The sequence below is a fragment of the Thermodesulfobium sp. 4217-1 genome (assembly GCF_039822205.1).
Taxonomy (GTDB): Bacteria; Thermodesulfobiota; Thermodesulfobiia; order Thermodesulfobiales; family Thermodesulfobiaceae; genus Thermodesulfobium.
The window spans coordinates 1-21,516 of sequence record NZ_JBAGBW010000015.1; the positions used below are offsets into that span (position 1 = coordinate 1).

Annotated in this window: 26 protein-coding genes and 1 pseudogene; 4 read left to right on the top strand and 23 right to left on the bottom strand. The window is 36.4% G+C overall.

Features of this window, described 5'->3' with window-relative positions; all coding sequences use genetic code 11:
- Positions 1–153: MerR family transcriptional regulator (locus V4762_RS10060; protein WP_458646946.1), on the bottom strand; the 153-nt coding region annotated here is incomplete at its 3' end.
- Between the two features lie 382 nt (positions 154–535).
- On the opposite strand from V4762_RS10060, the gene V4762_RS06575 reads away from it, so the two are divergent.
- Positions 536–1,393, top strand: coding sequence for an MBL fold metallo-hydrolase (locus V4762_RS06575; protein WP_347314988.1), 858 nt, complete (start codon positions 536–538; stop codon positions 1,391–1,393).
- Between the two features lie 3 nt (positions 1,394–1,396).
- Positions 1,397–2,122, top strand: coding sequence for an SIR2 family NAD-dependent protein deacylase (locus V4762_RS06580; protein ID WP_347314989.1), 726 nt, complete (start codon positions 1,397–1,399; stop codon positions 2,120–2,122).
- A gap of 63 nt (positions 2,123–2,185) precedes the next feature.
- On the opposite strand, the gene pstS is transcribed toward V4762_RS06580, so the two are convergent.
- The 9 genes and pseudogenes from pstS to V4762_RS06620 all read right to left on the bottom strand — a co-directional run bounded on the left by pstS (position 2,186) and on the right by V4762_RS06620 (position 9,110).
- Complete coding sequence (gene pstS / locus V4762_RS06585) at positions 2,186–3,268, bottom strand: phosphate ABC transporter substrate-binding protein PstS (RefSeq protein ID WP_347314990.1); 1,083 nt, start codon at positions 3,266–3,268, stop codon at positions 2,186–2,188.
- 418 nt (positions 3,269–3,686) lie between these two features.
- Positions 3,687–3,815: pseudogene (locus tag V4762_RS10065) on the bottom strand (hypothetical protein); the annotation flags it as partial.
- A 147-nt stretch (positions 3,816–3,962) separates the two neighbouring features.
- On the bottom strand, positions 3,963–4,106 hold the full coding sequence (locus V4762_RS06590; RefSeq protein ID WP_347314991.1) for a hypothetical protein: 144 nt from the start codon (positions 4,104–4,106) through the stop codon (positions 3,963–3,965).
- A gap of 8 nt (positions 4,107–4,114) precedes the next feature.
- Entirely contained in the window at positions 4,115–5,026 is a 912-nt protein-coding gene (locus tag V4762_RS06595) for a glycosyltransferase family 2 protein (RefSeq protein WP_347314992.1), read from the bottom strand.
- A 459-nt stretch (positions 5,027–5,485) separates the two neighbouring features.
- A complete protein-coding gene (locus tag V4762_RS06600) occupies positions 5,486–7,030 on the bottom strand; it encodes a DegT/DnrJ/EryC1/StrS family aminotransferase (protein ID WP_347314993.1) in 1,545 nt (514 codons plus the stop codon).
- A complete protein-coding gene (locus tag V4762_RS06605; protein WP_347314994.1) occupies positions 7,011–7,259 on the bottom strand; it encodes a hypothetical protein in 249 nt (82 codons plus the stop codon). The genes V4762_RS06600 and V4762_RS06605 overlap by 20 nt, the downstream gene beginning before the upstream one ends.
- Positions 7,260–7,332: 73 nt before the next feature.
- On the bottom strand, positions 7,333–7,851 hold the full coding sequence (locus V4762_RS06610) for a GNAT family N-acetyltransferase (protein WP_347314995.1): 519 nt from the start codon (positions 7,849–7,851) through the stop codon (positions 7,333–7,335).
- Positions 7,852–7,893: 42 nt separating this feature from the next.
- Positions 7,894–8,301 (bottom strand): sugar 3,4-ketoisomerase, encoded by a 408-nt coding sequence (locus V4762_RS06615; RefSeq protein ID WP_347314996.1) that lies wholly within the window; start codon positions 8,299–8,301, stop codon positions 7,894–7,896.
- 134 nt (positions 8,302–8,435) lie between these two features.
- On the bottom strand, positions 8,436–9,110 hold the full coding sequence (locus tag V4762_RS06620; protein ID WP_347314997.1) for a response regulator transcription factor: 675 nt from the start codon (positions 9,108–9,110) through the stop codon (positions 8,436–8,438).
- A 24-nt stretch (positions 9,111–9,134) separates the two neighbouring features.
- On the opposite strand from V4762_RS06620, the gene V4762_RS06625 reads away from it, so the two are divergent.
- On the top strand, positions 9,135–10,037 hold the full coding sequence (locus V4762_RS06625; protein WP_347314998.1) for a sensor histidine kinase: 903 nt from the start codon (positions 9,135–9,137) through the stop codon (positions 10,035–10,037).
- 37 nt (positions 10,038–10,074) lie between these two features.
- Here the strand turns inward: V4762_RS06625 and V4762_RS06630 are convergent, their stop codons facing one another.
- Both V4762_RS06630 and secG read right to left on the bottom strand, forming a co-directional pair.
- Positions 10,075–11,421, bottom strand: coding sequence for a glycosyltransferase family 2 protein (locus tag V4762_RS06630; protein ID WP_347314999.1), 1,347 nt, complete (start codon positions 11,419–11,421; stop codon positions 10,075–10,077).
- An 8-nt stretch (positions 11,422–11,429) separates the two neighbouring features.
- On the bottom strand, positions 11,430–11,660 hold the full coding sequence (gene secG / locus V4762_RS06635; protein ID WP_347315000.1) for a preprotein translocase subunit SecG: 231 nt from the start codon (positions 11,658–11,660) through the stop codon (positions 11,430–11,432).
- Positions 11,661–11,754: 94 nt separating this feature from the next.
- Here secG and V4762_RS06640 point away from each other — a divergent pair, with 94 nt between their 5' ends.
- Positions 11,755–12,444: a DUF2225 domain-containing protein gene (locus V4762_RS06640; protein WP_347315001.1), complete on the top strand. Its 690-nt coding sequence runs from the start codon at positions 11,755–11,757 to the stop codon at positions 12,442–12,444.
- Between the two features lie 29 nt (positions 12,445–12,473).
- Here the strand turns inward: V4762_RS06640 and V4762_RS06645 are convergent, their stop codons facing one another.
- From V4762_RS06645 to V4762_RS06695, 11 genes are all read right to left on the bottom strand, one after another.
- Positions 12,474–12,884 carry a surface-adhesin E family protein gene (locus tag V4762_RS06645; protein ID WP_347315002.1) on the bottom strand — a complete coding sequence of 137 codons (411 nt, stop codon included), beginning with the start codon at positions 12,882–12,884 and terminating at the stop codon, positions 12,474–12,476.
- 41 nt (positions 12,885–12,925) lie between these two features.
- Positions 12,926–13,912, bottom strand: a complete 987-nt coding sequence (locus tag V4762_RS06650) for a MinD/ParA family ATP-binding protein (RefSeq protein WP_347315003.1) — start codon at positions 13,910–13,912, stop codon at positions 12,926–12,928.
- Entirely contained in the window at positions 13,909–14,967 is a 1,059-nt protein-coding gene (locus V4762_RS06655) for a flagellar biosynthesis protein FlhF (RefSeq protein WP_347315004.1), read from the bottom strand. The genes V4762_RS06650 and V4762_RS06655 overlap by 4 nt, the downstream gene beginning before the upstream one ends.
- Positions 14,964–16,271, bottom strand: a complete 1,308-nt coding sequence (locus tag V4762_RS06660; protein ID WP_347315005.1) for a FliI/YscN family ATPase — start codon at positions 16,269–16,271, stop codon at positions 14,964–14,966. The genes V4762_RS06655 and V4762_RS06660 overlap by 4 nt, the downstream gene beginning before the upstream one ends.
- A gap of 2 nt (positions 16,272–16,273) precedes the next feature.
- On the bottom strand, positions 16,274–16,942 hold the full coding sequence (locus tag V4762_RS06665) for a FliH/SctL family protein (protein WP_347315006.1): 669 nt from the start codon (positions 16,940–16,942) through the stop codon (positions 16,274–16,276).
- Positions 16,923–17,162, bottom strand: a complete 240-nt coding sequence (locus V4762_RS06670) for a carbon storage regulator (RefSeq protein ID WP_347315007.1) — start codon at positions 17,160–17,162, stop codon at positions 16,923–16,925. Before V4762_RS06670 ends, V4762_RS06665 begins: the two co-directional genes overlap by 20 nt.
- A complete protein-coding gene (locus V4762_RS06675) occupies positions 17,149–18,267 on the bottom strand; it encodes an HD-GYP domain-containing protein (RefSeq protein WP_347315008.1) in 1,119 nt (372 codons plus the stop codon). Before V4762_RS06675 ends, V4762_RS06670 begins: the two co-directional genes overlap by 14 nt.
- A 164-nt stretch (positions 18,268–18,431) precedes the next feature.
- Positions 18,432–18,785, bottom strand: a complete 354-nt coding sequence (locus V4762_RS06680; RefSeq protein WP_347315009.1) for a hypothetical protein — start codon at positions 18,783–18,785, stop codon at positions 18,432–18,434.
- Positions 18,782–19,168 (bottom strand): flagellar export chaperone FliS, encoded by a 387-nt coding sequence (fliS, locus tag V4762_RS06685; RefSeq protein ID WP_347315010.1) that lies wholly within the window; start codon positions 19,166–19,168, stop codon positions 18,782–18,784. Before fliS ends, V4762_RS06680 begins: the two co-directional genes overlap by 4 nt.
- Before the next feature lie 21 nt (positions 19,169–19,189).
- Positions 19,190–20,992: a flagellar filament capping protein FliD gene (gene fliD, locus V4762_RS06690; RefSeq protein ID WP_347315011.1), complete on the bottom strand. Its 1,803-nt coding sequence runs from the start codon at positions 20,990–20,992 to the stop codon at positions 19,190–19,192.
- A gap of 4 nt (positions 20,993–20,996) precedes the next feature.
- Positions 20,997–21,449: a flagellar protein FlaG gene (locus tag V4762_RS06695; RefSeq protein WP_347315012.1), complete on the bottom strand. Its 453-nt coding sequence runs from the start codon at positions 21,447–21,449 to the stop codon at positions 20,997–20,999.
- Positions 21,450–21,516: the final 67 nt, after the last annotated feature.

The window sequence follows — 21,516 nt, forward strand, 5'->3', positions numbered from 1 at the left end:
TCTTTGCAAAATCTCATTGAGCTGTTCTTCGCTATACATTCTATGCTTGCCTTTTGTTACATAAGCGGGTTTTAGCTTTCCTTGCTTATCCCACTTACGCAATTTCTGGACTGCAGAGCCTATAAGTTTTGAAAACTCAGTAATGTTAAATATACGGTTATATCATAATACAAAATACTAAAAAGCCAAGAGAAAAATTCATAATTTCTGATAATTAAACAGATTTGTTGTAACTGTTAAGAGCCTTTCACCTAACAAAAAAATTGTATAATTAAAAAAATATTTTAGGCCCACTAAATTAAATAAAACTGATCATTATAATTTAAAATATTTTAAAAATTTTATATTTAAATTTCCATCAAAATTAATTTGTTCAAAAAAATACCTACAGTTTAAAATTGTATAATAATAACTTTTTGAAGTAAAATAAAAGTTATTTATATTTATCTATGCAAAAGTTTTATATTAACTTAAATTTTTGTTTTATGATATATAAAATCAGATTACAAATTCACTACTAAGCGAGGTGTATGTTATGTTAATAAATCCAAGCACAAAGATTACGATCCTTGTTGACAACATAATTCTTTCATCTAGTCCAGCAAATCTTCTTGCAGAACATGGATTTAGTGCGCTAATTGAAACTGAGAAAGAAACCTTCTTGTACGACACAGGCTCTAGTGGCTTTGCCCTTCTAAACAACGCCCACAGATTAAAAAAGGATCTAAGCAATGTAGATGCAATAATTCTCTCCCACAACCACAGCGATCATACAGGAGGGCTCCTTACCCTACTTGATTATCTAAGAAAAGATATAAAAATTTATGCCCACAAGAATATTTTCAAAAAAACCTTTTCATCAAAGACAAAAAAGACTACTTTTATAGGAATACCCTTTGCTAAGGATATACTTGAGTCTCTTGGCGCAAACTTCCTATTCTTAGAATCCCCAATCGAAATTAAAGAAAATATCTTTCTATCCTATCAAGTAGATACCTCAAATAATTTTGAAATAACTGACCAAAAACTCTTAAAGCTTGATACAGATGCCCATCTTGTGCCAGATACATTTGAAGAGGATATGAGCATATATTTCAAGAGCAACGATAAATTATCTGTACTGACAGGATGTGCCCACAAGGGAATAATAAATATCATTGAACAGGGCAAAAAGATAACAGGGTGTAAGAAATTGGATGCCGTTATTGGAGGTTCTCACCTTGGACCGGCATCGAAAGAACAACAAGACCAGACGATTGATGCCCTGAAAATCTTAGATCCAGAAAGAGTTGCCTTTGTACACTGCACAGGACTTCAGATGATCTCAAGGTGTGCAAACGAACTAAAAGAGAAATTTGTATTTTCAGGCGTTGGCTCAACTTTCGAGGTGTAAGACATGTTAAACGATGACTATGAGAAAGCAGCTGACATTATTCGAGAGGGAGAGGCAGTCGTATTCTCTGGTGCAGGTATTTCCACAGATTCTGGAATACCAGATTTTAGATCTCCCACAGGACTGTGGAAACAAGAAAATTTTATCTCGCTTGCCTCTATAGAAGCGCTATACGAGAGAAGAAGCGAGTTTATAAAGTTCTACAGAGAGAGGCTTTCAAAGATAAAGCTTGCAAACCCAAATAGATCGCACGAGATAATCGCAAAATTCGAAGAAATGGGGCTTGTAACAGACGTAATAACCCAAAACATTGACAGATTGCACCATAAAGCAGGATCAAAAAAAGTTATTGAAATACACGGCAATTTAGATGAGGCCTATTGCAGAACCTGCAAGTCTATATTTCCATCGAACATTTTAGACGAGGTAGAAATGTGTCCAAATTGCGGTGGAGCAATTGGACCAAACATCGTCTTATTTGGCGAGGCTATGCCTGATAGTTTCAACGATGCAATTGAGATTATTAAACAGGCTAAAACTTGTATTGTTATAGGTTCAAGCCTAAGCGTTTATCCAGCTGCAGCTATCCCAGAAACTGCATTAAAGTTCAATGAAAAGTTAATCATAATTAACAAAACGAGAACTCATTTAGATGGGTTCGCTGATGCGGTATTTAACGAGGACTCAAGCTTAGCCCTTGAAGAAATTTATAAAAAACTAACGTCTTAAGAACAAAATAATCGCCTTTAGATAATCTCAATCTAAAGGCGATTAATATATTGCAATTATAAATTATTTTGTAAGGATTGGCTTCCCTTCCCAGGTAATTGAATCCAAGATCTTCATATCGTTTGCAACAGCTTCCTGAGGAAGCTTTACATAGCCCAATGCTTCACTATACTTTTGTCCATCGGTTATTATCCACTTTACCAGATCGAGAACTGCTTTTGCCTTTGCTATATCGTTGCCCTTATAATTCATCTCTTTGTGCAGGAGTATAAATGTGAATCCAGTTATAGGATAGCCCGCAGGATTCGATGTATCGAGCACAAGAGCTCTCATATCAGAGGGCAGCTGCACTCCTTCGAATGCCTTTTGGGTGCTTTCAAGAGTTGGAGCGATAATATTTCCAGATTTATTCTTCACCTTTGCAGTTGTAATATGGTTTTGGATAGCGTATGTTAGCTCTACATACCCTATTGAATATGGGTTTTGTTTAATAATAGCGGTAACTCCCTCGCTGCCCTTCCCACCAAGACCTACGGGCCACTTAACTGAAGTTCCAGCTCCAGAAGTACTCTTCCAATCAGGGCTCATAAGAGAAAGATAATTTGTAAAGATGAATGTCGTTCCAGAGCCATCAGATCTGTGAGCTACCGTTATGGGCTTGTCTGGAAAGTTTACTCCAGGATTTAGCTTTTCAAGATATGGGTCATTCCAATTCTTGATCTTCCCAAGATATATATCCGCTATAGCCTTGCCGTCCAAAATAAGGTCTTTGACCCCAGGTATATTGTAGGCCATAACCACAGCACCTGCAGCATCTGCAATAGTGACCACTCCGCCAGGCACCGTCTGCATCTCTTTTTCTGACATATAAGCATCGCTTGCCGAAAAGTCTGTAGTACCGTCCTTAAGAGCGTTTATCCCTCCGCCAGAACCTATTGATTGATAGTTTACCTCTACGCCCTTAACATTCTTATAATCCTCAAACATCTTTGAAAATAGAGGATAAACAAAGGTAGAACCAGCGCCAGTAAGCTGTTTTACCTGAGAAGCTGACTGAGGAGCATTTGAGCCAGAGCATCCTGACACATAAAAAACTGCAGCCACAAGCAAAAAGACGCCTAATAAAGAAAGCAAAATTCTTTTCATAAATAACCTCCTAATAAATTTTGTACCTGAACCAATATACAGTCAAAATGTTAATAAGATGTTAATTTTTAGTTAAATTATAGTTAATTGTCTGATAGTTTGCTTGGTAATGAAAGTCCCATTTTCTTTGTAAATTCATCCTCTGACAGAATCAATGATGGTTGACTCATATAAATTGGGGTAAAATAATTACCCTAAAAAGATCTTAACAACCACACTCTTCAATTTTAGGTAAAAGCCTATCATTAAGTTTAGAAATAAGAGAAGGGCTAATGTCCAAATACCATACATGTTAGTCAATACTTCCTGAATGTCTCTTAAGGCCATACCCTTAGAATACATAGCTATAATCTTACTTTATAAATCATCAATCACAGTTTGGCGCTTAAGAAAAATTCTAGTTTCAAATTCACTATTTCTATCTCTTGGAGTTTTTAACTTTAATTTCACTCATATCAGTTGTAATGGTTTTAGGAAAATAACTATTTCTGTATTTTTCTTTAGAAGACCTGTCAAACTTTTTATATCCGAGAAATTCATCAAATTCAGCTTCTAATGCTTTTTATAAAATTTGTTGAATAAGACTTTTTGATTTTTTCTCTAATTTGCTTAGGTTCCAGTACTCTTTTTTTTGTTTTAAACATTGGAAATTTTTACCTCCTTATATATGATAGTTTAAATACTCCTACACAGTTTAGTAAACAATCCAATGTCCTATCTGATCGAGCAACAACCTATGAAACAGCCCATTTTCAATAATTTGGTAGCTAACATAGTATTCTTTTTTCTTATCGCTTTCACAAAACAAAAGATTTGTATTAGCATTGCCTAAATTCATATTTTCCCCTATGTTTTAATTTTAATTTTTCTTACAACATCAATTACATATTTTTTCTGTTCAAGAGATATGCTTTCTTTTTGCAAGATCTCTTTTAACCAAAGAAGCATCATCTTTTTCCAAAAATCATATAAATTGTTTTGAATACAATAATCTCTCTCGCTTTCCAATAGTTTAATCAAATCTATAAGCATCTTATTATGAAAAGAGGTAGAAGTACTTTGAGAATGAATTCTATATCCTGCAACCGATTGATTGAAAAACTTAAACCTATACTTTTTTGAAAGGGCTATCCAGAGAGGCATATCTTCTACAAAAAAGTCTTCATTAAACCCTCCAACGTCCAAAATGCATTCGGTCTTAGCAAGCCAAGATACAGCAGGCAAATACCCCCTAAAAAGAGTCTTATATGTCCCGAACTCGTCTTCATTTAGATAGTTAAAGTCGTCTCTATCGGAAGCAAGAATGATCATCACGCTCTCCGACTCAATAGAACCCTTTTGCACTCTAACAACTTCTCCATGTTCGTTTATATATGTCGCATCCCCAAAAACAATCACATAGTTATCTGGCAATCTTTCAAGCTCCTTAACAAGCAAGCTTATCTTATCTCGATAAATGACGTCATCTGATGCGCTAAAAGAACAGTATCTGCCTTGCGCCCATTTTAAGCACTTATTTAATGTCTTTGCTATACCGTTATTTTTATCCGAGTTTATGTACTCAAATCTAACGAATCTATTCTTACAGATATCTATCATTTCGCATATCTTGCTGTGTGTATTATCTGTCGAACAGTCATTTATAATAATAAATTCAATATTTTCGTAATTTTGATCTATAACGCTTTTTATGGCTTCCTGTACAAATTTTTCGTGATTGTAAGCAGGCATTGCAATCGTTACAAGAGATTTTTCCATTAATTTCTCCTTAAGGCTATTCTGTAAGATATTATAACTAACTAAAACCTCTCACTTATTTATTTCGATAAAGCCTTGAAATCTCAACAAATGTTGTAATTATAATAGCAACTTTTATGAAGCTTGTAACAATTTTGTAACAAATGCTTTTGGCAGTCTCGATAGAAATAGTTCAATGAATTTTTTCAGGTTGTTTTCAGTCAATGCAAAGTTTTCAGATATACTCATTCCCTTTTAAATTTTTACTAAATAATCCCATTAGATTTTCTGAAAATTTATACCTATAAAACTCACTAAATTGGATTTATAACATTCACCATTAATTTGTCGTTCAACAAAAAATCTATATCTCCATCTTTATTCTTTCTTACGCTTTCGCTTATGAAGTCATTGATACCATAAAGCATATTTTCAATAGTGGCCCAATTCCATCCTTAAAGGCTACCACTCTTAATTTCATCATTTAAACTTATTAATTATTTCTACAATTTTCCTTGTGTCATCCAGATTCTGTACCCCACTTATAGGCAAGCTTAAAACTTCTCGATGTATCTTCTCAGTAATTGGCAGAGAAAGAAGTCCCCATTCTTTGTGTGAACTTTGCTTGTGCGGTGGAATTGGATAATGTATCATGGTTTGAATGCCATTTTCACTCAAATATTTTTGAAAAGTTTCCCTTTCTTCTGTTCTAACTACAAATAAGTGCCAAACGTGGCCTTTTTCATCTCTTACTTGAGGCAGGATAATTTTATCGTTTTCAATGTTTTCAAGATAGAACTTTGCAATTTTCCTCCGTTTTTCTATTTCATCGTCTAAATATTTTAACTTAACCCTCAAGAAAGCAGATTGCATCTCATCAAGCCTACTATTAATTCCTTTATAGATATTTTCATATTTCTTATGACTCCCATAGTTACCAAGTGCTCTTATGCATTCTGATAAATCATAGTCATTTGTAGTAATTGCCCCAGCATCCCCTAAAGCGCCAAGATTTTTCCCAGGGTAGAAGCTAAATCCGCTTGCATCTCCAAGATTCCCGCTTCTTTTTTCTTTATAATATGCCCCGTGAGATTGAGCAGAATCTTCAATTAACTTTAAATCATATTTTTTAACTATTTTATCTATCTTTTCCATTTCACAGGTCTGCCCATAAAGGTGAACTGCTAATATGGCTTTCGTTTTAGGAGTAATCTTTTCTTTTATTTTAGATGGATCAATTAGATATGTGTTAATGTCTGGTTCTACCAAAATCGGTTTTAAGTTGTTGTGAGAAATAGCAAGAATCGAAGCGATATATGTATTTGCTGGAACTATCACCTCATCGCCATCGCTCATAATACCAAGCTCTTTGTACGATCTAAGTATTAAAATAAGAGCATCAAGACCACTCGCCACTCCTACGCAATATTTTGTCCCACAATATTCGGCAAACTCTTTTTCAAATGCACTGCACTCATTGCCTTGAATATACCAACCGCTATTTATCAAATTATCAAAAGCTTTCTCATATTCATTAAAGTATTGAGCGTTAATATTTTTTAGGTCTAAAAATGGTATTTTTGTCTTTCTACTTTTTAAAAATTCAAAAAAGTTATCAGTATGTACTACAATATCAGGATATTTATTTGACATATCCTTATCTCTAGTAACTACAAATCCACCTATTGCTCTTGTAGAGGCTATAATCAGGGCATCTTCTAAATCTTGTGTGTTTGTATCTATATAAGAAGGTGTTTTTGCAATTTTAAAGTCTTTTAGTATCTCTGATATAAAATTTTGGCTAATTTTCAAGCATTGCTTTTTTGTAATCTGTGGGAAGTCCTGCTTTATTTGAGCATATTTCAAAAAGAGTATGTTGTCCAAAGATGAAGAGGAAAGATATAATTCTATATTTTTATTATTTTTACAATACTCATAGATCTTTCTTGAGATTTTAAAGAGAATATCCCTTTTTTCACTGCTAAAATCTAAAACTACATTTATATCAAAAACTACTTTTAGCATCAAGGTATTCTAAGTACGCATCGGGCAAAAAATCATCATCTAAAAAAATATTTCCGCTCGCTTTGTAGGATATCTCTTTCCAATGCATCTCTATATATTCATCAGAATAAGTCTTTTTCTCTGGTTCAGATTCTTTAATTATCTCTAAATCATCATTTCCAAAGCTTTTCAAAATCCCTAATATCTTATTTAATAATTTTTCATTTTTAATATCTAATAACAATTTCATTTCTAACTCCTTTAATACATACTTGATATAAATATAAATATAAAATTTTATAACTTATAATTATTTAATTAAATCATAGCAAGTATCTCTTATACTTTAACTTTATATTTTCATAATCTTTTTTATCTAAACAAAAATAATAATTTAACTCATCTTCACTAACAATCTCAGCCCCAAATCTCTTATGAAAAGCAATAACTTTATCATTATCTTTCCTAACATCGAAGTGCGACTTATCAAAACCTAAAGTTTTAAAACCAAATTCATATATTTGAATAACTGATTCGATAGCAGTTGATTTTGGAGCATCATCTTTTATAATCCAACTGCCCCAACAAAAAGAATTTTGCTTAAAATCATACATCCTTACAAGACCATAACTATCTCCCTCTTTAGACTCAATGACAAAATAAAACTCTTTTCTTTCTTCTTCTCTTTTTTTATACTCTTTTATCCAGTCTATTTGATTTTTTACAGTACCATTAATTTTTGAAAGATATTTCGCTTTCTTATCTTGCCTCATAAGATAAATAAAATCAGCATCTTTAAACTCTACTGTGCGCAAATTAATACTTTTACCAAATAATATCATCAAAAATATCCAAAAATAATATAAATAATTTACAATATTTATTCATTTATTATCTCCTTTCACAAACTTCAAAAACTCATCATAATCTCTAAAATAGTCACTCGGGTCATAATATTTATCAGTCAATACCAATACAACACAATCTGGAGTAAAATCAAACATTTCATGCCAAACTAAATCCTCTATAAGGATCCCCAATTTTGGAGAATTTAACTCTACAACTTCTTTTTCTGATCCATTATCAAGCAAGAACTTACAACTGCCGCTTACACAGATAGCTATTTGTTTTAGACTTTTATGAGCATGAAACCCTCTCTTAACTCCATGTTTCGTATCAAATATATAATAAACCCTTTTTATTTCAAAAGGAATATTTTTAAACGATTCAATGGCAATTAAAGAGCCTCGCTCATCTCCCTTAATATCAAAATTTATAAATTTAATATCCAACGCCCTACTCCTTAAATATTATTGATAAATACAAATAAGTTTCTTAACTTTAAAAAATTTAGAAGCTTATTATAATTGAAAAATAGAAAATATATCAATTGTAAATGATAAGTTTTCTCTGCTTTCAAAGCAATTTAAATCTCAAGAACGTATCCAAAACCTCTTCTTGTCTTGAGTATCTGTGGATCCGAAGGATCTGTTTCTATCTTTTCTCTTAACCTTCTAATATATACGTCTACCATCCTTGCCTCTACAAAATATTCCTCTCCCCAGACCTTATCGATAAGCTTCTCTCTTGAGTACGTCTTTCCAGAATGCTCAAACAAAAAAACCAACAGTTTATATTCAGTGGCGGTAAGGGTCATCAGATCTCCTTGAAAAAAAATCTGGCTTTTTTCCAGATCTATCTTAAATGGCCCCTTTTCTGATATTTTATTGAAACCCTCGTTTCTTCTTATAAGGCTTTTTACCCTTGCAAGGAGTTCTCTCATGCCGAAAGGCTTCGTCAGATAGTCATCAGCCCCCAGGTCCAATAAACTTACCTTATCGTGTTCCTCTGAAAGCGCTGATAGGACTAAAATAGGAGTTTTTGAGCCCCTTGCCCTTAGAACCTTAAGAACCTCAGACCCAAACATATCAGGAAGCATTAGGTCGAGTATTACAAGAGATGCTTTTGTTTCATCAAAGTTATCAAAGGCTTGGCTGGCACTAAAAGCCTGAAAGACCTCAAAACCGTTTATATTTAAAAAGGTCTTGATATTTTCAGATATATCTATTTCGTCTTCCACCAAAAGAATTGTATTATTCATATTTTTATTATAATATCAGATATTATGGAAATTTTAAAAGATGTTATTGAACTAATTGAATATCCCGTTTTAATAATTGACAAAAGCGGGCAAATAGTTTGCTACAACAAAAAGTTCAAAGAATTTTCGTGGATAAAAGATTTAGACGGAAAATATTACTTTGAGGTTCTTAGATTCTCTGAGGCACATGAAATTCTTAAAGATAATAAAATTAAAGATTTTGAAAAAGAAATATTCCTTGGCATAAATGCAAATAAATATACCTTTATTTTGAAGTCATCACAGGATGTCAGAATCATAGCCTTGAAGCCAGGAGAAAATAAGGAAGAATCCGAGCTTAGAAAAAAGCTCCTTGGCCAGATCTCTCACGAACTAAAAACACCAATTGCAGTTATTAGCTCGATTGTCGAAACAGGAGAGGTCACAGGCAAGATAGATTCAATATTTTCAGAAAAGGTACTTGATAAAATAAAAAGACTCGACCTTGCGCTGAATAATGCCATAGTAATAACAAAGATTCAGTTAGGATTGATACATATTGAGAGGGTCAAGATCAATCTCTTGTCATTTTTAGAAGAGGTGTTAAGGGACTCTCTACCAGAGCAATACTATCTAAATGCTATATTGTTTGTTGACAAGGATAGAACTATAGAAACAGATCCATATATATTTAAAACTATAACAAAAAATATTTTTTTAAACTCGTTAATACACGGAAAAGAGCCAATATATGTTAGTTTTGATGGAAATATACTAACAGTAAAGGATGGCGGAATGGGCTTCAAGGAGAAAGAGCTCATAGAACTAAACAAAGAAGAGGGCTCGGCAGGTCTTGGAACTGCTATAGTTAAAAGCCTTGCAAGGATTTCTGGAATTCGCACACATTTTTCAAACGAAAACGGTGCCAAAGTAGAATTGAAATTTTAAATGTCCCCCAAAAAATTTTGGGGGACATTTATTTTAATTATTTTATAGTTTGAAAGACTGTTGAAACGCCTTTTGCAGGCTCTTCTTGCAGACCCTTGTGATGAGTTTTGTCCCAGAAAGGAACCTCATCATTTATCCAGATAAGCCACATCTTCCACATAGCCTGTACATAGGCAATTAACCAGTGCAGCGAGAAAAACCAATATCTTAGTGGAACATAAAGCAGAGACTTTCTTGGCAGACCTAAGACCCTTGCGCCTACGCTTGCATTAACTAAGAATGCAAAAGCCAAAAAGTTCAATATAAACGATGGCAATGTAGTGTAAAACATAAATATTCTTGTAATTTCAAGCAAGAGGTAAGCATAGCCGACCAAGGTCAGATATGGCAAGAAGATTGAGAATAGAGTAAGACTAAGATCGAGCTTTTTGTTAAAAGCCATTTTTGAAAGGAAGATCTTTGGAGTGTGTTCCATAAGACACTGGAGGTATCCAAGTGCCCACCTAGTACGCTGCCTCACAAGGGCGCCAAAATTTTCGACTCCCTCCTGATAGACAGATGCCTCAGGGCAAAATCTTATATTGTATCCAGCCTCATATAATCTTAAAGATAGCTCAAGATCTTCAGTAAGAGCGTGCTCGTGCCATCCGCCCACAGAAAGAACTGCCTCTTTCTTTGTAATCTGGCCGTTACCACCCAGAGTAGGAGCTCCATCCAGAAAATCTCTGCCCTCTTGATATATTCTTGTAAATATCGCAAATTCATCATCCTGCGCCTTTGTAAGAAAGCTCTTCTGTGCGTTGTACATTCTAACTAAGGACTGGACACCGCCAACCTTTGGATCAGATAGATATGGAACACACGTGCTTATAAAGTCAGCAGGAATCTTCGTATCAGAGTCAAAAACAGCAATGACTTCACCGTCTGACTCTCTCAAGCCAGCCATCAAGGCAGCAGGCTTACCCCTTTTTGCATCCTGTCCCTGGTATACGACCTTTAGATCAGAATATTCGCCCTGCATCTGTTTTAGAATGACAGGGGTATTGTCGCTCGAAACGTTATCTACGACGATTACCTCAAATAGCCTTTTGCCGCTCTCGTCTCTGTAATCCTGGTTTATAGCATCAAGGATGGTATTTCTTATAACATTCTCTTCATTGTGCGCAGGTATCAATATGCTCACAAAAGGCCTGTAGCTATCATCTATCTTTTGGACTTCAAATTGTTTTATTATGAATCCGCCCAATATAACAGAACCGTACACAATAAAAAACATCATCAACCATTGAAGCCACTCGAAGGTATGCGTGGCAATGCCCTGCAAAAAAGCAAAAAACAGCAGTGAGGTAAAAAAAGGAAGACTGATCTTAGCAAGTTTTGACATAATTTAGCCTACCAAAATATTCCCATTAGCAATGCAAGCACTATAAAAACCCCTGCCACATAAGCAGTAATCTTTGTCAAGCCTGACGCAGAACCTTGAGGAGACGTAAATAGCCTTGCCTCTCCGCCAATGGATCCAAGACCTTCTCCTTTTGGTCCGTGTAAAAGCACTAAAACGATCAACAGTATAGCCACTCCTACTTCAAAAAGCAGTATGGCTCCTTTAAAAAATTCAGTCATTTGATAAGCACTTCCTCCTAAAAAAATAAAATTATGCAAACTGAGCTAATTTATATATAATATCACATATAAATAAATTCAAGAAGGTGAAATCTTGTTCGACAAAAGTAAATTCTTTCAAACGGACCTTGTCTGCCCAATATGTAAAATAAAGTTTAAGCAATTGAAGCTAAAGGGTGGCGCCTTCAGAACAAAAACCAGGGACATAGACCTGTGTAATACCTACGAAGGCATAAACCCAAACCTTTATAGCGCTATTGTATGTCCAGAGTGCGGCTACGCAAATCTTGATCACAGCTTCCAAAATAAGCTTTCAGACGTGGTCATAAGCGTAATGCAAAAAGAGCTTCCAAAGTCAAAGATCTACAAGAAAGACCTTACAGGAGAAAGAGACTATGAAAGCGCTATAGAGGCCTACGAACAAGCTATTTTCTGTGCTAATGCGGCAGGTCATAGCGCAAGCCTTCTTGCAGGGATATATTTCAGAATGACCTGCCTTGCCAAGAGCTTTGGCTCATCAAATGAGGATGAATATAGATTGAAGGCTGCAGAGTTTTATGAGAAGGCATACGACCACGAAGAATTTCCTTTGGGAGGGAAAATGAGTCAAACCCTTGTAGAATACATGATCTCATCAATGTATTTCAAGTTAAATAAGCTTGAACAATCGATCTATTGGCTAAACTTCTCTATATCAAGGGATCCAAAAGGACTAACTGACCCCAAGGCTTACGCAATGATAAAAGAGCTATGGATGACCGTAAAGAGCATAATAAAAAAATAATTTTATTATGCTAACTTTGTACATTATATTTAAAGATCAAAGTCCTCACTTTTTGCAGGCTTATTCTGCATTACATCCTTTACAGCCTCAAAAATGCTTTCGGCAGTTGTATCAGGCTCTATCTCTTCCCAATGCAAATCATTTTCATCGCTTTTCATATTAAGAAGAAGCCTTCCCTCAGAATCAAAGTAGCCAATAGTAAGTATGGTATATGTCATGTTCTTTGGGTTAAATCTCCACTTCCACAGAGAGTGATCAAGATTGATTTCTTCATTTATCTTGGATTTTATAAAATCATTTTCCCGCTTTTTTGCCGATTCGCTTTTTAAAGTCTCTTTTATTATCACCTCTAAAAAGTTATTTTCTTCCTGGATCGAGTGCATGTCTATAAAATAGTCTTCATCTTCTGTTACCACTGCCAAAAACCATCTATCTTCCATTATTCCTCCAAAAAAGTTATTTTTTTATTATACGACATAATCTACTTTTTTATCCCAAAAAATTTACAAAATCTTGATACGAAAGAGCCATTTTTGCTACCGTTTGATTCTTCTTGCTCGTATTCTTTTGATATTTTTGAATCGTCACTTAATTTCTTGTTATAAAAAGTGGGTGTGTTGATAGGAGCCTGGTTTTGATTATAAAGGTTATCCAGGAGCTTATTCGTAATAATTTCTATCTGCCTTGCAGCATCCGACCTTGGATAGTTTACTATTAGAGGTCTGCTCTGCTTTACCGACAAGACCATTTCTTCAGAATATGAAATGCTGCCAAGAACTTCAAGGTTTACGTCTAATCTTGATTTTACCATAGGCACGAATACCTCATATATTCTCTTTACCTCTTCAAACGTTCGAGCCATATTTATAATCAAGTACACCCTTTGATTGTATAGTTTGTTTGATATAACCTTTATAAAACTATATGCGTCAGTAAGAGCAGTTGGATCTGGATTGGTGACTATTATTATATTGTTTGAAGCTATAGAAAAATTTATGATATTTTCCTGAATGCCTGCGCCCACATCGATTATCAGGGCATCTGTCTGAGACTCAAGGGTAGCAAGAGACATGAAGAGCTCCTCTTGCTTATATGATGGAAGATTGGCAGCATCTGATATGCCTGATGCCCCCGATATCAATATTGGTCCCTTGTCGACAAAGTACAATATCTCTTCAAATGGGGTATCGTTATATAAAAAATCTGCCCAGTTTTTTGGGGGTTTCACTCCTAATATAATGTTTGTATTAGCCAGGCCCACATCAGCGTCAAGAAGGACAGTCTTTATGCCTCTTCTTGACAGAGAAAGAGCCATATTAGCGCTCAATGCCGTCTTGCCAGTACCGCCCTTACCCCCTGCGAAGGAAATTGACAATTTGTTCTTAAAGGGCTGACGATTTGATTGAGAATATAGAGCATTATTTAGCTTTTCCCTTAACCTCCTTAACTCCTGTGCCTGATCGCTCATACTTTAGACTCTTCAGCGTAGAAATCTCTAAATTTAATATTTAGTTGGTTTGAAAGTGAATCATCTGATGCGACCTCCAGATTTTCTGGGACGTTTTGACCAGTGCCAAATAGTGATATCGGCAAATTATTTTTTATTGACAGATCTACAATATGTCCGAGCGATATTACTTCGTCAAGCTTGGTCCAGATAATACTTGCAGGATTTAATGCCTTAAATTTATTTATATACAGGTCTAATTCTTTTGCCTTATAGTTTGCGCAAAGAACCAGATGATGCTCTGTCTTTACCCCAGTTGACAAAAAGGCTGAAATTTCCTTAATCTTGTTGTCCAAAAGAGGGGAAAATCCCATTGTGTCTATTAAAAATATATCAATTGAATTCTTCTCTTTTTTTATAACTTCCTTTAATTCCTTAGGCGAATGTACCACAAAAAATGGTAAGTCCATGATGTCTGCGTATGCTTTTAGCTGATCCAGAGCTGCTATCCTGAAAGTATCAAGGGTTATAAGGCAAACCCTTTTTTTCATCAAAAGTGACATCTGTGCTGCAATCTTTGCAATTGTAGTAGTCTTGCCTGCACCAGTAGGGCCTATAAGGGCTATTGCGCTGGCAGAATCCCTCTCGGTAAAAAATGAATAAAACTTGAGCCCTTTGAAAAAGTATTTCGATTTTCCGTCAATTTCTCCAGAAGTGCTAACTAATATAGATGATTTTCCCCTTTTTTCCTGAAAGTTATGAAATCTAAGAAAGCTCACTTCATTTTCATCTGTTTTTTCATCTCTTCTGAGCACTGACAGTTCTTCCTGACTTTTTTTTAGCTCTTGTAATTCTTTTTTAAATTCTTCAACGTCTCTTGCCAATTCATCAAGCTTTTTGCCCTCTTGATTAACAGTGGCCATCACCTCAACGGCATCCTGTTTTTTCCAGATCATCCATCGGGGGGCGACATTGATAGATCTTGAGTAGAGTATCAGGGCGTCCTCACCTAAGTCTTTTCTGATCATCAAGATTGCTTCGGCAATAGTTTTTGCAATATATCTTTTTGCGTTCACTGAAGTATCTCGCTTAATTTTTTATAGGTGTCATCAAAACTTGAGGTGTCATATGGACCCTGTTTTAAAAACTCTTCAATCCTTGATATCTTCTCAATACTCTCATCAATTTTAGGATTGGATCCCTTTTGGTAAGCTCCAATGTTAATAAGATCGTATGCCTCTTTATACGAGGCTATCAGCTCTTTTATACGGTAACTAAGATTTAAGTGATCTCTGTCGACAATAGAGCTCATAAGCCTGCTTATGCTCTGTGAAATATCTATAGGTGGATAGTGGCCTCTTTCAGCCAAATCTCTGGACAAAACGATGTGCCCATCCAATATGCTCCTTGCATGATCGGCTATTGGCTCTGACAGATCGTCTCCCTCGACAAGCACAGTGTATATGCCTGTTATAGATCCCTTATCAGACGTCCCAGCTCTCTCTAAGAGCCTTGCCATCATAGTAAAAACAGAGGGAGGATACCCTCTTGTAGTAGGCGGCTCGCCAATTGAGAGCCCCAGCTCTCTTTGTGCCATACAAACCCTTGTCAAAGAGTCCATCACCATAAGCACGTCCATACCCAGATCCCTAAAATATTCTGCGATAACAGTTGCAGTAAAGGCAGAGAGCACCCTTTGTGAGGGAGGATTGTCTGAAGTGGACACTATTACCACAGACTTTGCCATACCATCTTCTCCCAAACTCTCTTCCAAAAACTCCCTTACCTCACGACCTCTTTCTCCAACCAGCGCAATAATGTTTACCTGTGCATTACAAAATCTAGATATCATCCCAAGAAGTGTGGTTTTGCCGATGCCAGAGCCTGCGAAAATTCCTATTCTTTGACCCTTGCCCAATGTCAAAAGACCGTCAATTGCCCTGATACCTGTGGAAATAGGTTCTCTTATCCTGCCCCTTGTCAGGGGATGGGGAGACTTGTTTTCTATCGATCTATATTGTGACATATCGTCTCTATCAATGTGATTTACTGACAGAGGTCTTCCCAAACCGTCAAGAATGTGACCCAAGAGCTGTTTCCCTACCCATAAGCCCAGCTGTTTACCTGTTTTTTTTACTATTGAGCCAGGCTCTATACCCTCAACCGCGTCAAAAGGGGTCAGATATACCTTATTTGACGCAAATCCAATAACCAGGCAAGGAACCTGATTTTTCCCAGAGTCAATGTAGACAATCTCACCAATAGATACCTTTGGACCAATTGATTCGACTACGTAACCGCTAATTCTATCAATTGTGCCATTCCAGGGAAGATAGTTATAATCGTCAATAAAATCTTTAAGCAAGGCAAGGCTCTTCATATCTACTCGAAAATCCTTTGCAATTCTTTAATAAAATTATCTTCTATAGATTTTATTCTCCCATCCAGAAACCCAAAATCAGTCTTTATCATAAAATCTCCGCTTTTTACCATTGGATCTACTTCCACAGGTATGTCAAAATCATTAAATTTATCTGCATCGTCCTTTGAAATCCTTAGCTTTATCTCGACATTTGGCGGAATTTCTTTCAAAAAAACTCCTATGCGCTCTTTCAGAACGTCAAAGTTTTTTAAAGATTTTGAATGCAAGATCTGCTTTATTGATTTTATTACTATATTAAATGCCTCTTCCTCTAATCTTTTTTCGACCTCCAAAAGCAGTTTTCTTTTATCTTCATTTAATTTTTCTATGTTTTCTCTTAAAATTTTTGATCTTTCCTCTTCTTTTGCCTCTGAATCTTCCCTTGCCTTTTCCAACCCCTCCTTATATCCCAACTCAAAGCCATCTTTTTTGGCCTCTTGTTTTAGCTTTTCTATCTCTGACATTGCCTGGTTTATTAACTCCTGCTTACTCACAGAATCTTCTTTTTTATCATCAACCTCTGACAAGGCATTGCAGTCAGATCCCTCTATCTGTGCTTTTACTGGAACGATGAATCCTTCATCTACTAAACAGACGTTTTTCAAGATCTTAGAGCTTTTTATTTTCATCTTTTAACACTTTTAACAAGTTATCAATATCATTCTCTTTAAAAACAGAATCTTTCATTGAATCCTTTATCTTATCAACCAGTTCACTTCTTAATACCTTGATGTCTTTTGCAGCATCTATGCCTATTTTTACCACATCTTTATCAATAGCTACTACTGTAACAGTAATTTTATCCCCTATAATGAAGCTCTGACCAGTCTTTCTGCTAATAACTAACACTAATGTCCCTTTCATAATCTATAATATTTCCCGATAAGTCTGTAGAGCCCACTATTACGATATCCAGTGCTCTGAGCAGGTCTATCTCCATATCCCTTTCAAGATAAGTAACGCTACCATCACCTGTCATCTTTGCAAAAACCCTTACAATCGGTCTTAATGGATAAGATATGTTGACTGACTTTACCACGCCAATTAGGTTATTTGAGAGGATTACCGATGTGCCAGATGGATAAATTACTATCTTATTGGAAAAAACCTTTACAATATCCGGGTCAAAAAGCCTGCCAGATTGAGACATAATATATTCATATACCTCACTTGGAAAGAGTGCCTTTCTGTAAGGCATATCGGAGGTCATGCTCTCAAATACGTCAACCACCGCAATAACCCTTGCAAGTTCAAATATCTCCTCGCCTTTGAGTCCCATAGGATAGCCGCTTGCATCAAATCTCTCGTGATGTTGCAGAACTGCCTTTCTAACTGATGAAGAAAATTTATTTTTTGCAAGGATAGAGTCTGCAAATTTAGGATGCTGCCTAATAATTTCTCTTTCTTCTGGTGTGAGCCTGCCCTTTTTATTTCTAATATTTTCATCAATAAATGCATATCCAATGTCGTGTAAAAAGGCAGCCTTTGCCAGATCCCTCAGCTTGTTTTCACCGTAGCCCAGATTTATGCCCAAGACAGAACAAAACAGCATTGTTCTGGCAAGATGTCTAAAAAGATAGTCAGATGAGACCATCAGATCGTCGATCACTATTGCGATATTCTTTTTGTTCAGTATTTCGTTCAATACAGTAACCGCAAGATGCTGAATCTTTTGCGGATCCAGCTCGTGAGATCTCTTTATCTTCCCAAAAACCTCTCTTGAAGTTTTTATTATTTCAAGCTCTGTTGCTTGAGAGATCATCTCGAGCCGCTCAATGTCTTCAAAGCCTGCTGCGTCAACGTATACATAGTTGAAGCCCAATTCTTTCAAGCGTCTTATGACTATAGCCTTCAGTGGTATATCTGCCCCGATAAGAACACGCCCAGCCCCATCAATCACAGGATAGGCCAATATATCGCCTTCCTTAAGGTTTTCAACCCTTGTTCTTATCATTAAAGTGAGCTCCCAGTAATAATTTAGACAAAAGTTATTTTTCGCCTATTAACGCTATTATATCACAAAGAAGCTTAACTTTTAGAACAAATTATTTTATCCAAGGCCGTATAATGCGCTCAGATTTGCGGGTTAATGACCATAAAACATTCGCTGTCTTTATTTTAAGTATTTTGGTCCAATAGATTTTTCTTTTTTTCGGGGACTAAATTTGTTTGGAGGTATTCTCTCTTTGAGTCTTCATCGAATCTTAATTCCTTAAGATCTTGCTTTACTCTTTCAATCTCTTTGTTTAATATGTCTATGTTTTCACCCTGAATCCTTTTTAACTCGTTTAGTGCCTCGATAGACTCTGGTTTAAACTTACCAGATTTGGTCTTTATTTCATCCAGCTCTCTGATTACCAAACTTTTTTCTTTTATAAGCTCATCGACATCGCTTATCTTTTTCTCTATCAATAGCTCTCTTTCCTGAAGAAGAAGCTTTTTAAACCTCTCAAGAAGCTTATCCTCGCTCACTTTACCAAAAGCCCCATCTTTGAAAATGCCTCTTCCCATGTGCTTCTAAGGGAGGACACAAGCTTAATAACGTTATCTATTCTTTCAACAGAATTTTCTGCGTTAGCAATTGTAAGCTCCTTGGTATAGTAAAAATATAGCGATGTAAGAGATCCCACAATATCTTTGTCCTGACTTTGATCGAGCATGGATAACAAAGTCAATATTATCATCTGAGATTTTGATATGCTCCTGCTCTTTATGAATAGATCTTTATTCTTTATCGCCTCTTTGGCAATCTTTAAATTTTTTATAATTGCCTCATACGACATAATTATAATCTTCCAGGGTGGAGACGTCTCTAACTCATTTGATTTATATACCTGTGTACCATAAGGTGTCATCTTTTCCTCCTAAATTACCAATTATGATGAACTCGAAGAACTTGACGAACCTGATGAGCTTGAAGTACCGCTCGATCCTGTAGCTGAGCTCAGGCCGCCAGCAGAAGAAAGACTCCCCGAAAGAGAGCTTGAGCCAGACATGGCTGACGTTTGATATCCCAGCCACATATTCTGTAAATCAAGGCTGGCAAGAGTAGACTCCATTTGGGCGAACTGTTGGAGATACAGATTCCTTCTCTGTTGTACAAAGGAAGTCTGTTGAGTTATCTGACTTTGCAACGCCGTATTGTTGTTTGTAAGGTTGGTAATCACAGAAGATACCTGCCCATAAGGCTGAGTAATTGGCGTCAGGGCATCCAATACGTTCTGAAATATTCCCTTGTTCATAGTCACCTGAAAACTGCCCGTAAACCCAGAGTTTACGTTTATACCCAATCCATCAGCAGCCGTGCCAGTTAAACCGTTTATCACGTTACCCTGCCCAGTTACGCTCTGACCGTTTATGGTAGCAAGCGCATTGCCATTCGAATCCCAACCGGTAACGTTAACTGTATATGTCCCGCCCTTTGTCTGTGAAGCATAGCCTATTACGGTTGCATTGGGGTTATTTGTAGTACCCAAGCCCATCATAGAGTTAGCCACTGCCTGAGGGTTAGAGCTAAATGCCTTGTCAAAGGTAGATGAGTTAAAACTAAGCTGACCCATAGTAGAAGGGTCGGTAGAGATTGTAATCCCCAAATCTGCGATTGAAGCAGGATTTCCCTGCGATATGTTTCCTGTGGCGGCAGAAGATACAGCGCCAGTCAACTGATTCATAAAGTTGTTAAAGCTCGGATCTCCAAATAGAACGCCTGCTGTCTGAGTAGTAGTGTTGTATGATGCATATTGATTTCTAAAAGCTATTATGTTGTTGTAGTCTGTGACAAAGTTGTTTATTAGCGTCTTTGTATTTGAATCGCTGTAATTTACGTTCAAAGTAGATTGACCAGCACCCACCAGGTTTATCGAAAGGCCAGGCACAAGGCTGGTAACGGTATTTGAACTGCTATCAATAGTCAGCGGGTTAGTTGTTCCCAGTTGCACCTGTGCATCCTGAGCAGTGGTAAGCGTAGTACCTTGAGTATAGTCAGTAGAACTTGTTGCTCCAGAAAAACTAACCACAGTTCCGCCATTGGTCACGTTATCCGTGACGGTAAAACCGTTTGCTACCCCTGTCTGGTTGGAAGTCAGCGTTAAAAATGTCCCGTTTGTATTGCTGATAATGTTTGCTGATACAGGAGAGCCCGATGTGCCATTTATAGCATCTGCCAAACCCTGCAGGGTGTTATTGGAAGAGGTGATATTTATCGTGAGAGGGGTAGAACCAGAGGCGCTTGGTGTAATAGTAAATGTCCCTTGACCGATAGTAGCGCTTGCTGACGAAAAGCTCTGAGACCTTGAGCTTTGGGCCGTGGCAAGCTGGGTAACATTTAGAACGTATGAGCCAGGTTGCGTAGCGCCCGATGAGGTTGCAGTAAGGACATTTGTATTTGAGCTCGTAGTAGTAGCAGACAATACATTGTTCTGGTTGGCAAGAGAGGTCGCGTCAGTTTGAAGTTGAGTAAAAAGACTCTCTAAGCCGTTCCATGCCGATATCTTATTCTGAAGAGTAGTCTGCTGTGACTGCAGTTGGTTTAGTGTTCCCTCGTCCTGCTGGGTCATAGCGTTCACAAGAGCAGTTGTATCAATTCCTGAAGCCAAACCGGTGATTGATGCGCTGCCCAAACTCGTATTGCTCAAAAGTGAGCTTACGTTTGAAGAAGAGGTAGAATTAACTGTAGACATCTCTTTATACCTTCCTATCCACTAAATTTCCAGTGCCATTTATAAAATTAGCAATCATGTTGAGGTATTGTGTAGGAGGGAATTCGCTGATGGTTTCATTTGTCTTAGTGTTATATGTCCTAATATAATATACTCCCTTCATCTTTTCAAATGCCTCAAATTTGGTTCCTATATCTAAATTATCAGATAGGTTGTTAAGACTCTCTACTATCTTTTTTAAAATGTTTGAACTTATAGCACTATTTGTCTTAGTATTTGAAGCGTTATTTAATGCCAGATTGTCAGCAGTTTGGCTGGAGTTAATACCTGACAGATCAATAGAAATGTTATTTGATTTAGCGTTTGAAGTATTATTGACAGCCACATTCACTATCTGGTTGGATTGAGCCCTTGCCAACACAACCGTGGACGGATTGCTATTTGGCGCAACCGTGCTAATTTGACTGTTAACTGCCATCTTAATTCCTCCCTAACTTATATTTGATTTTTATATCTTTTATGTAAAAATTTATTTACATAAAAGA

Excerpts from the sequence above, each read along its gene's own strand:
- secG (WP_347315000.1), bottom strand. The coding sequence starts at position 11,660 with ATGACTGAATTTTTTAAAGGAGCCATACTGCTTTTTGAAGTAGGAGTG.
- V4762_RS06695 (WP_347315012.1), bottom strand. The coding sequence starts at position 21,449 with ATGGCAGTTAACAGTCAAATTAGCACGGTTGCGCCAAATAGCAATCCG.
- V4762_RS06665 (WP_347315006.1), bottom strand. The coding sequence starts at position 16,942 with ATGAAAATAAAAAGCTCTAAGATCTTGAAAAACGTCTGTTTAGTAGAT.
- V4762_RS06675 (WP_347315008.1), bottom strand. The coding sequence starts at position 18,267 with ATGATAAGAACAAGGGTTGAAAACCTTAAGGAAGGCGATATATTGGCC.
- pstS (WP_347314990.1), bottom strand. The coding sequence starts at position 3,268 with ATGAAAAGAATTTTGCTTTCTTTATTAGGCGTCTTTTTGCTTGTGGCT.
- V4762_RS06575 (WP_347314988.1), top strand. The coding sequence starts at position 536 with ATGTTAATAAATCCAAGCACAAAGATTACGATCCTTGTTGACAACATA.
- V4762_RS06580 (WP_347314989.1), top strand. The coding sequence starts at position 1,397 with ATGTTAAACGATGACTATGAGAAAGCAGCTGACATTATTCGAGAGGGA.
- fliD (WP_347315011.1), bottom strand. The coding sequence starts at position 20,992 with ATGTCTACAGTTAATTCTACCTCTTCTTCAAACGTAAGCTCACTTTTG.
- V4762_RS06590 (WP_347314991.1), bottom strand. The coding sequence starts at position 4,106 with ATGAATTTAGGCAATGCTAATACAAATCTTTTGTTTTGTGAAAGCGAT.
- V4762_RS06660 (WP_347315005.1), bottom strand. The coding sequence starts at position 16,271 with ATGAAGAGCCTTGCCTTGCTTAAAGATTTTATTGACGATTATAACTAT.
- V4762_RS06620 (WP_347314997.1), bottom strand. The coding sequence starts at position 9,110 with ATGAATAATACAATTCTTTTGGTGGAAGACGAAATAGATATATCTGAA.
- V4762_RS06595 (WP_347314992.1), bottom strand. The coding sequence starts at position 5,026 with ATGGAAAAATCTCTTGTAACGATTGCAATGCCTGCTTACAATCACGAA.
- V4762_RS06645 (WP_347315002.1), bottom strand. The coding sequence starts at position 12,884 with ATGGAAGATAGATGGTTTTTGGCAGTGGTAACAGAAGATGAAGACTAT.
- V4762_RS06600 (WP_347314993.1), bottom strand. The coding sequence starts at position 7,030 with ATGCTAAAAGTAGTTTTTGATATAAATGTAGTTTTAGATTTTAGCAGT.
- V4762_RS06605 (WP_347314994.1), bottom strand. The coding sequence starts at position 7,259 with ATGAAATTGTTATTAGATATTAAAAATGAAAAATTATTAAATAAGATA.
- V4762_RS06650 (WP_347315003.1), bottom strand. The coding sequence starts at position 13,912 with ATGAGCGATCAGGCACAGGAGTTAAGGAGGTTAAGGGAAAAGCTAAAT.
- V4762_RS06625 (WP_347314998.1), top strand. The coding sequence starts at position 9,135 with ATGGAAATTTTAAAAGATGTTATTGAACTAATTGAATATCCCGTTTTA.
- fliS (WP_347315010.1), bottom strand. The coding sequence starts at position 19,168 with ATGACACCTTATGGTACACAGGTATATAAATCAAATGAGTTAGAGACG.
- V4762_RS06610 (WP_347314995.1), bottom strand. The coding sequence starts at position 7,851 with ATGATATTATTTGGTAAAAGTATTAATTTGCGCACAGTAGAGTTTAAA.
- V4762_RS06630 (WP_347314999.1), bottom strand. The coding sequence starts at position 11,421 with ATGTCAAAACTTGCTAAGATCAGTCTTCCTTTTTTTACCTCACTGCTG.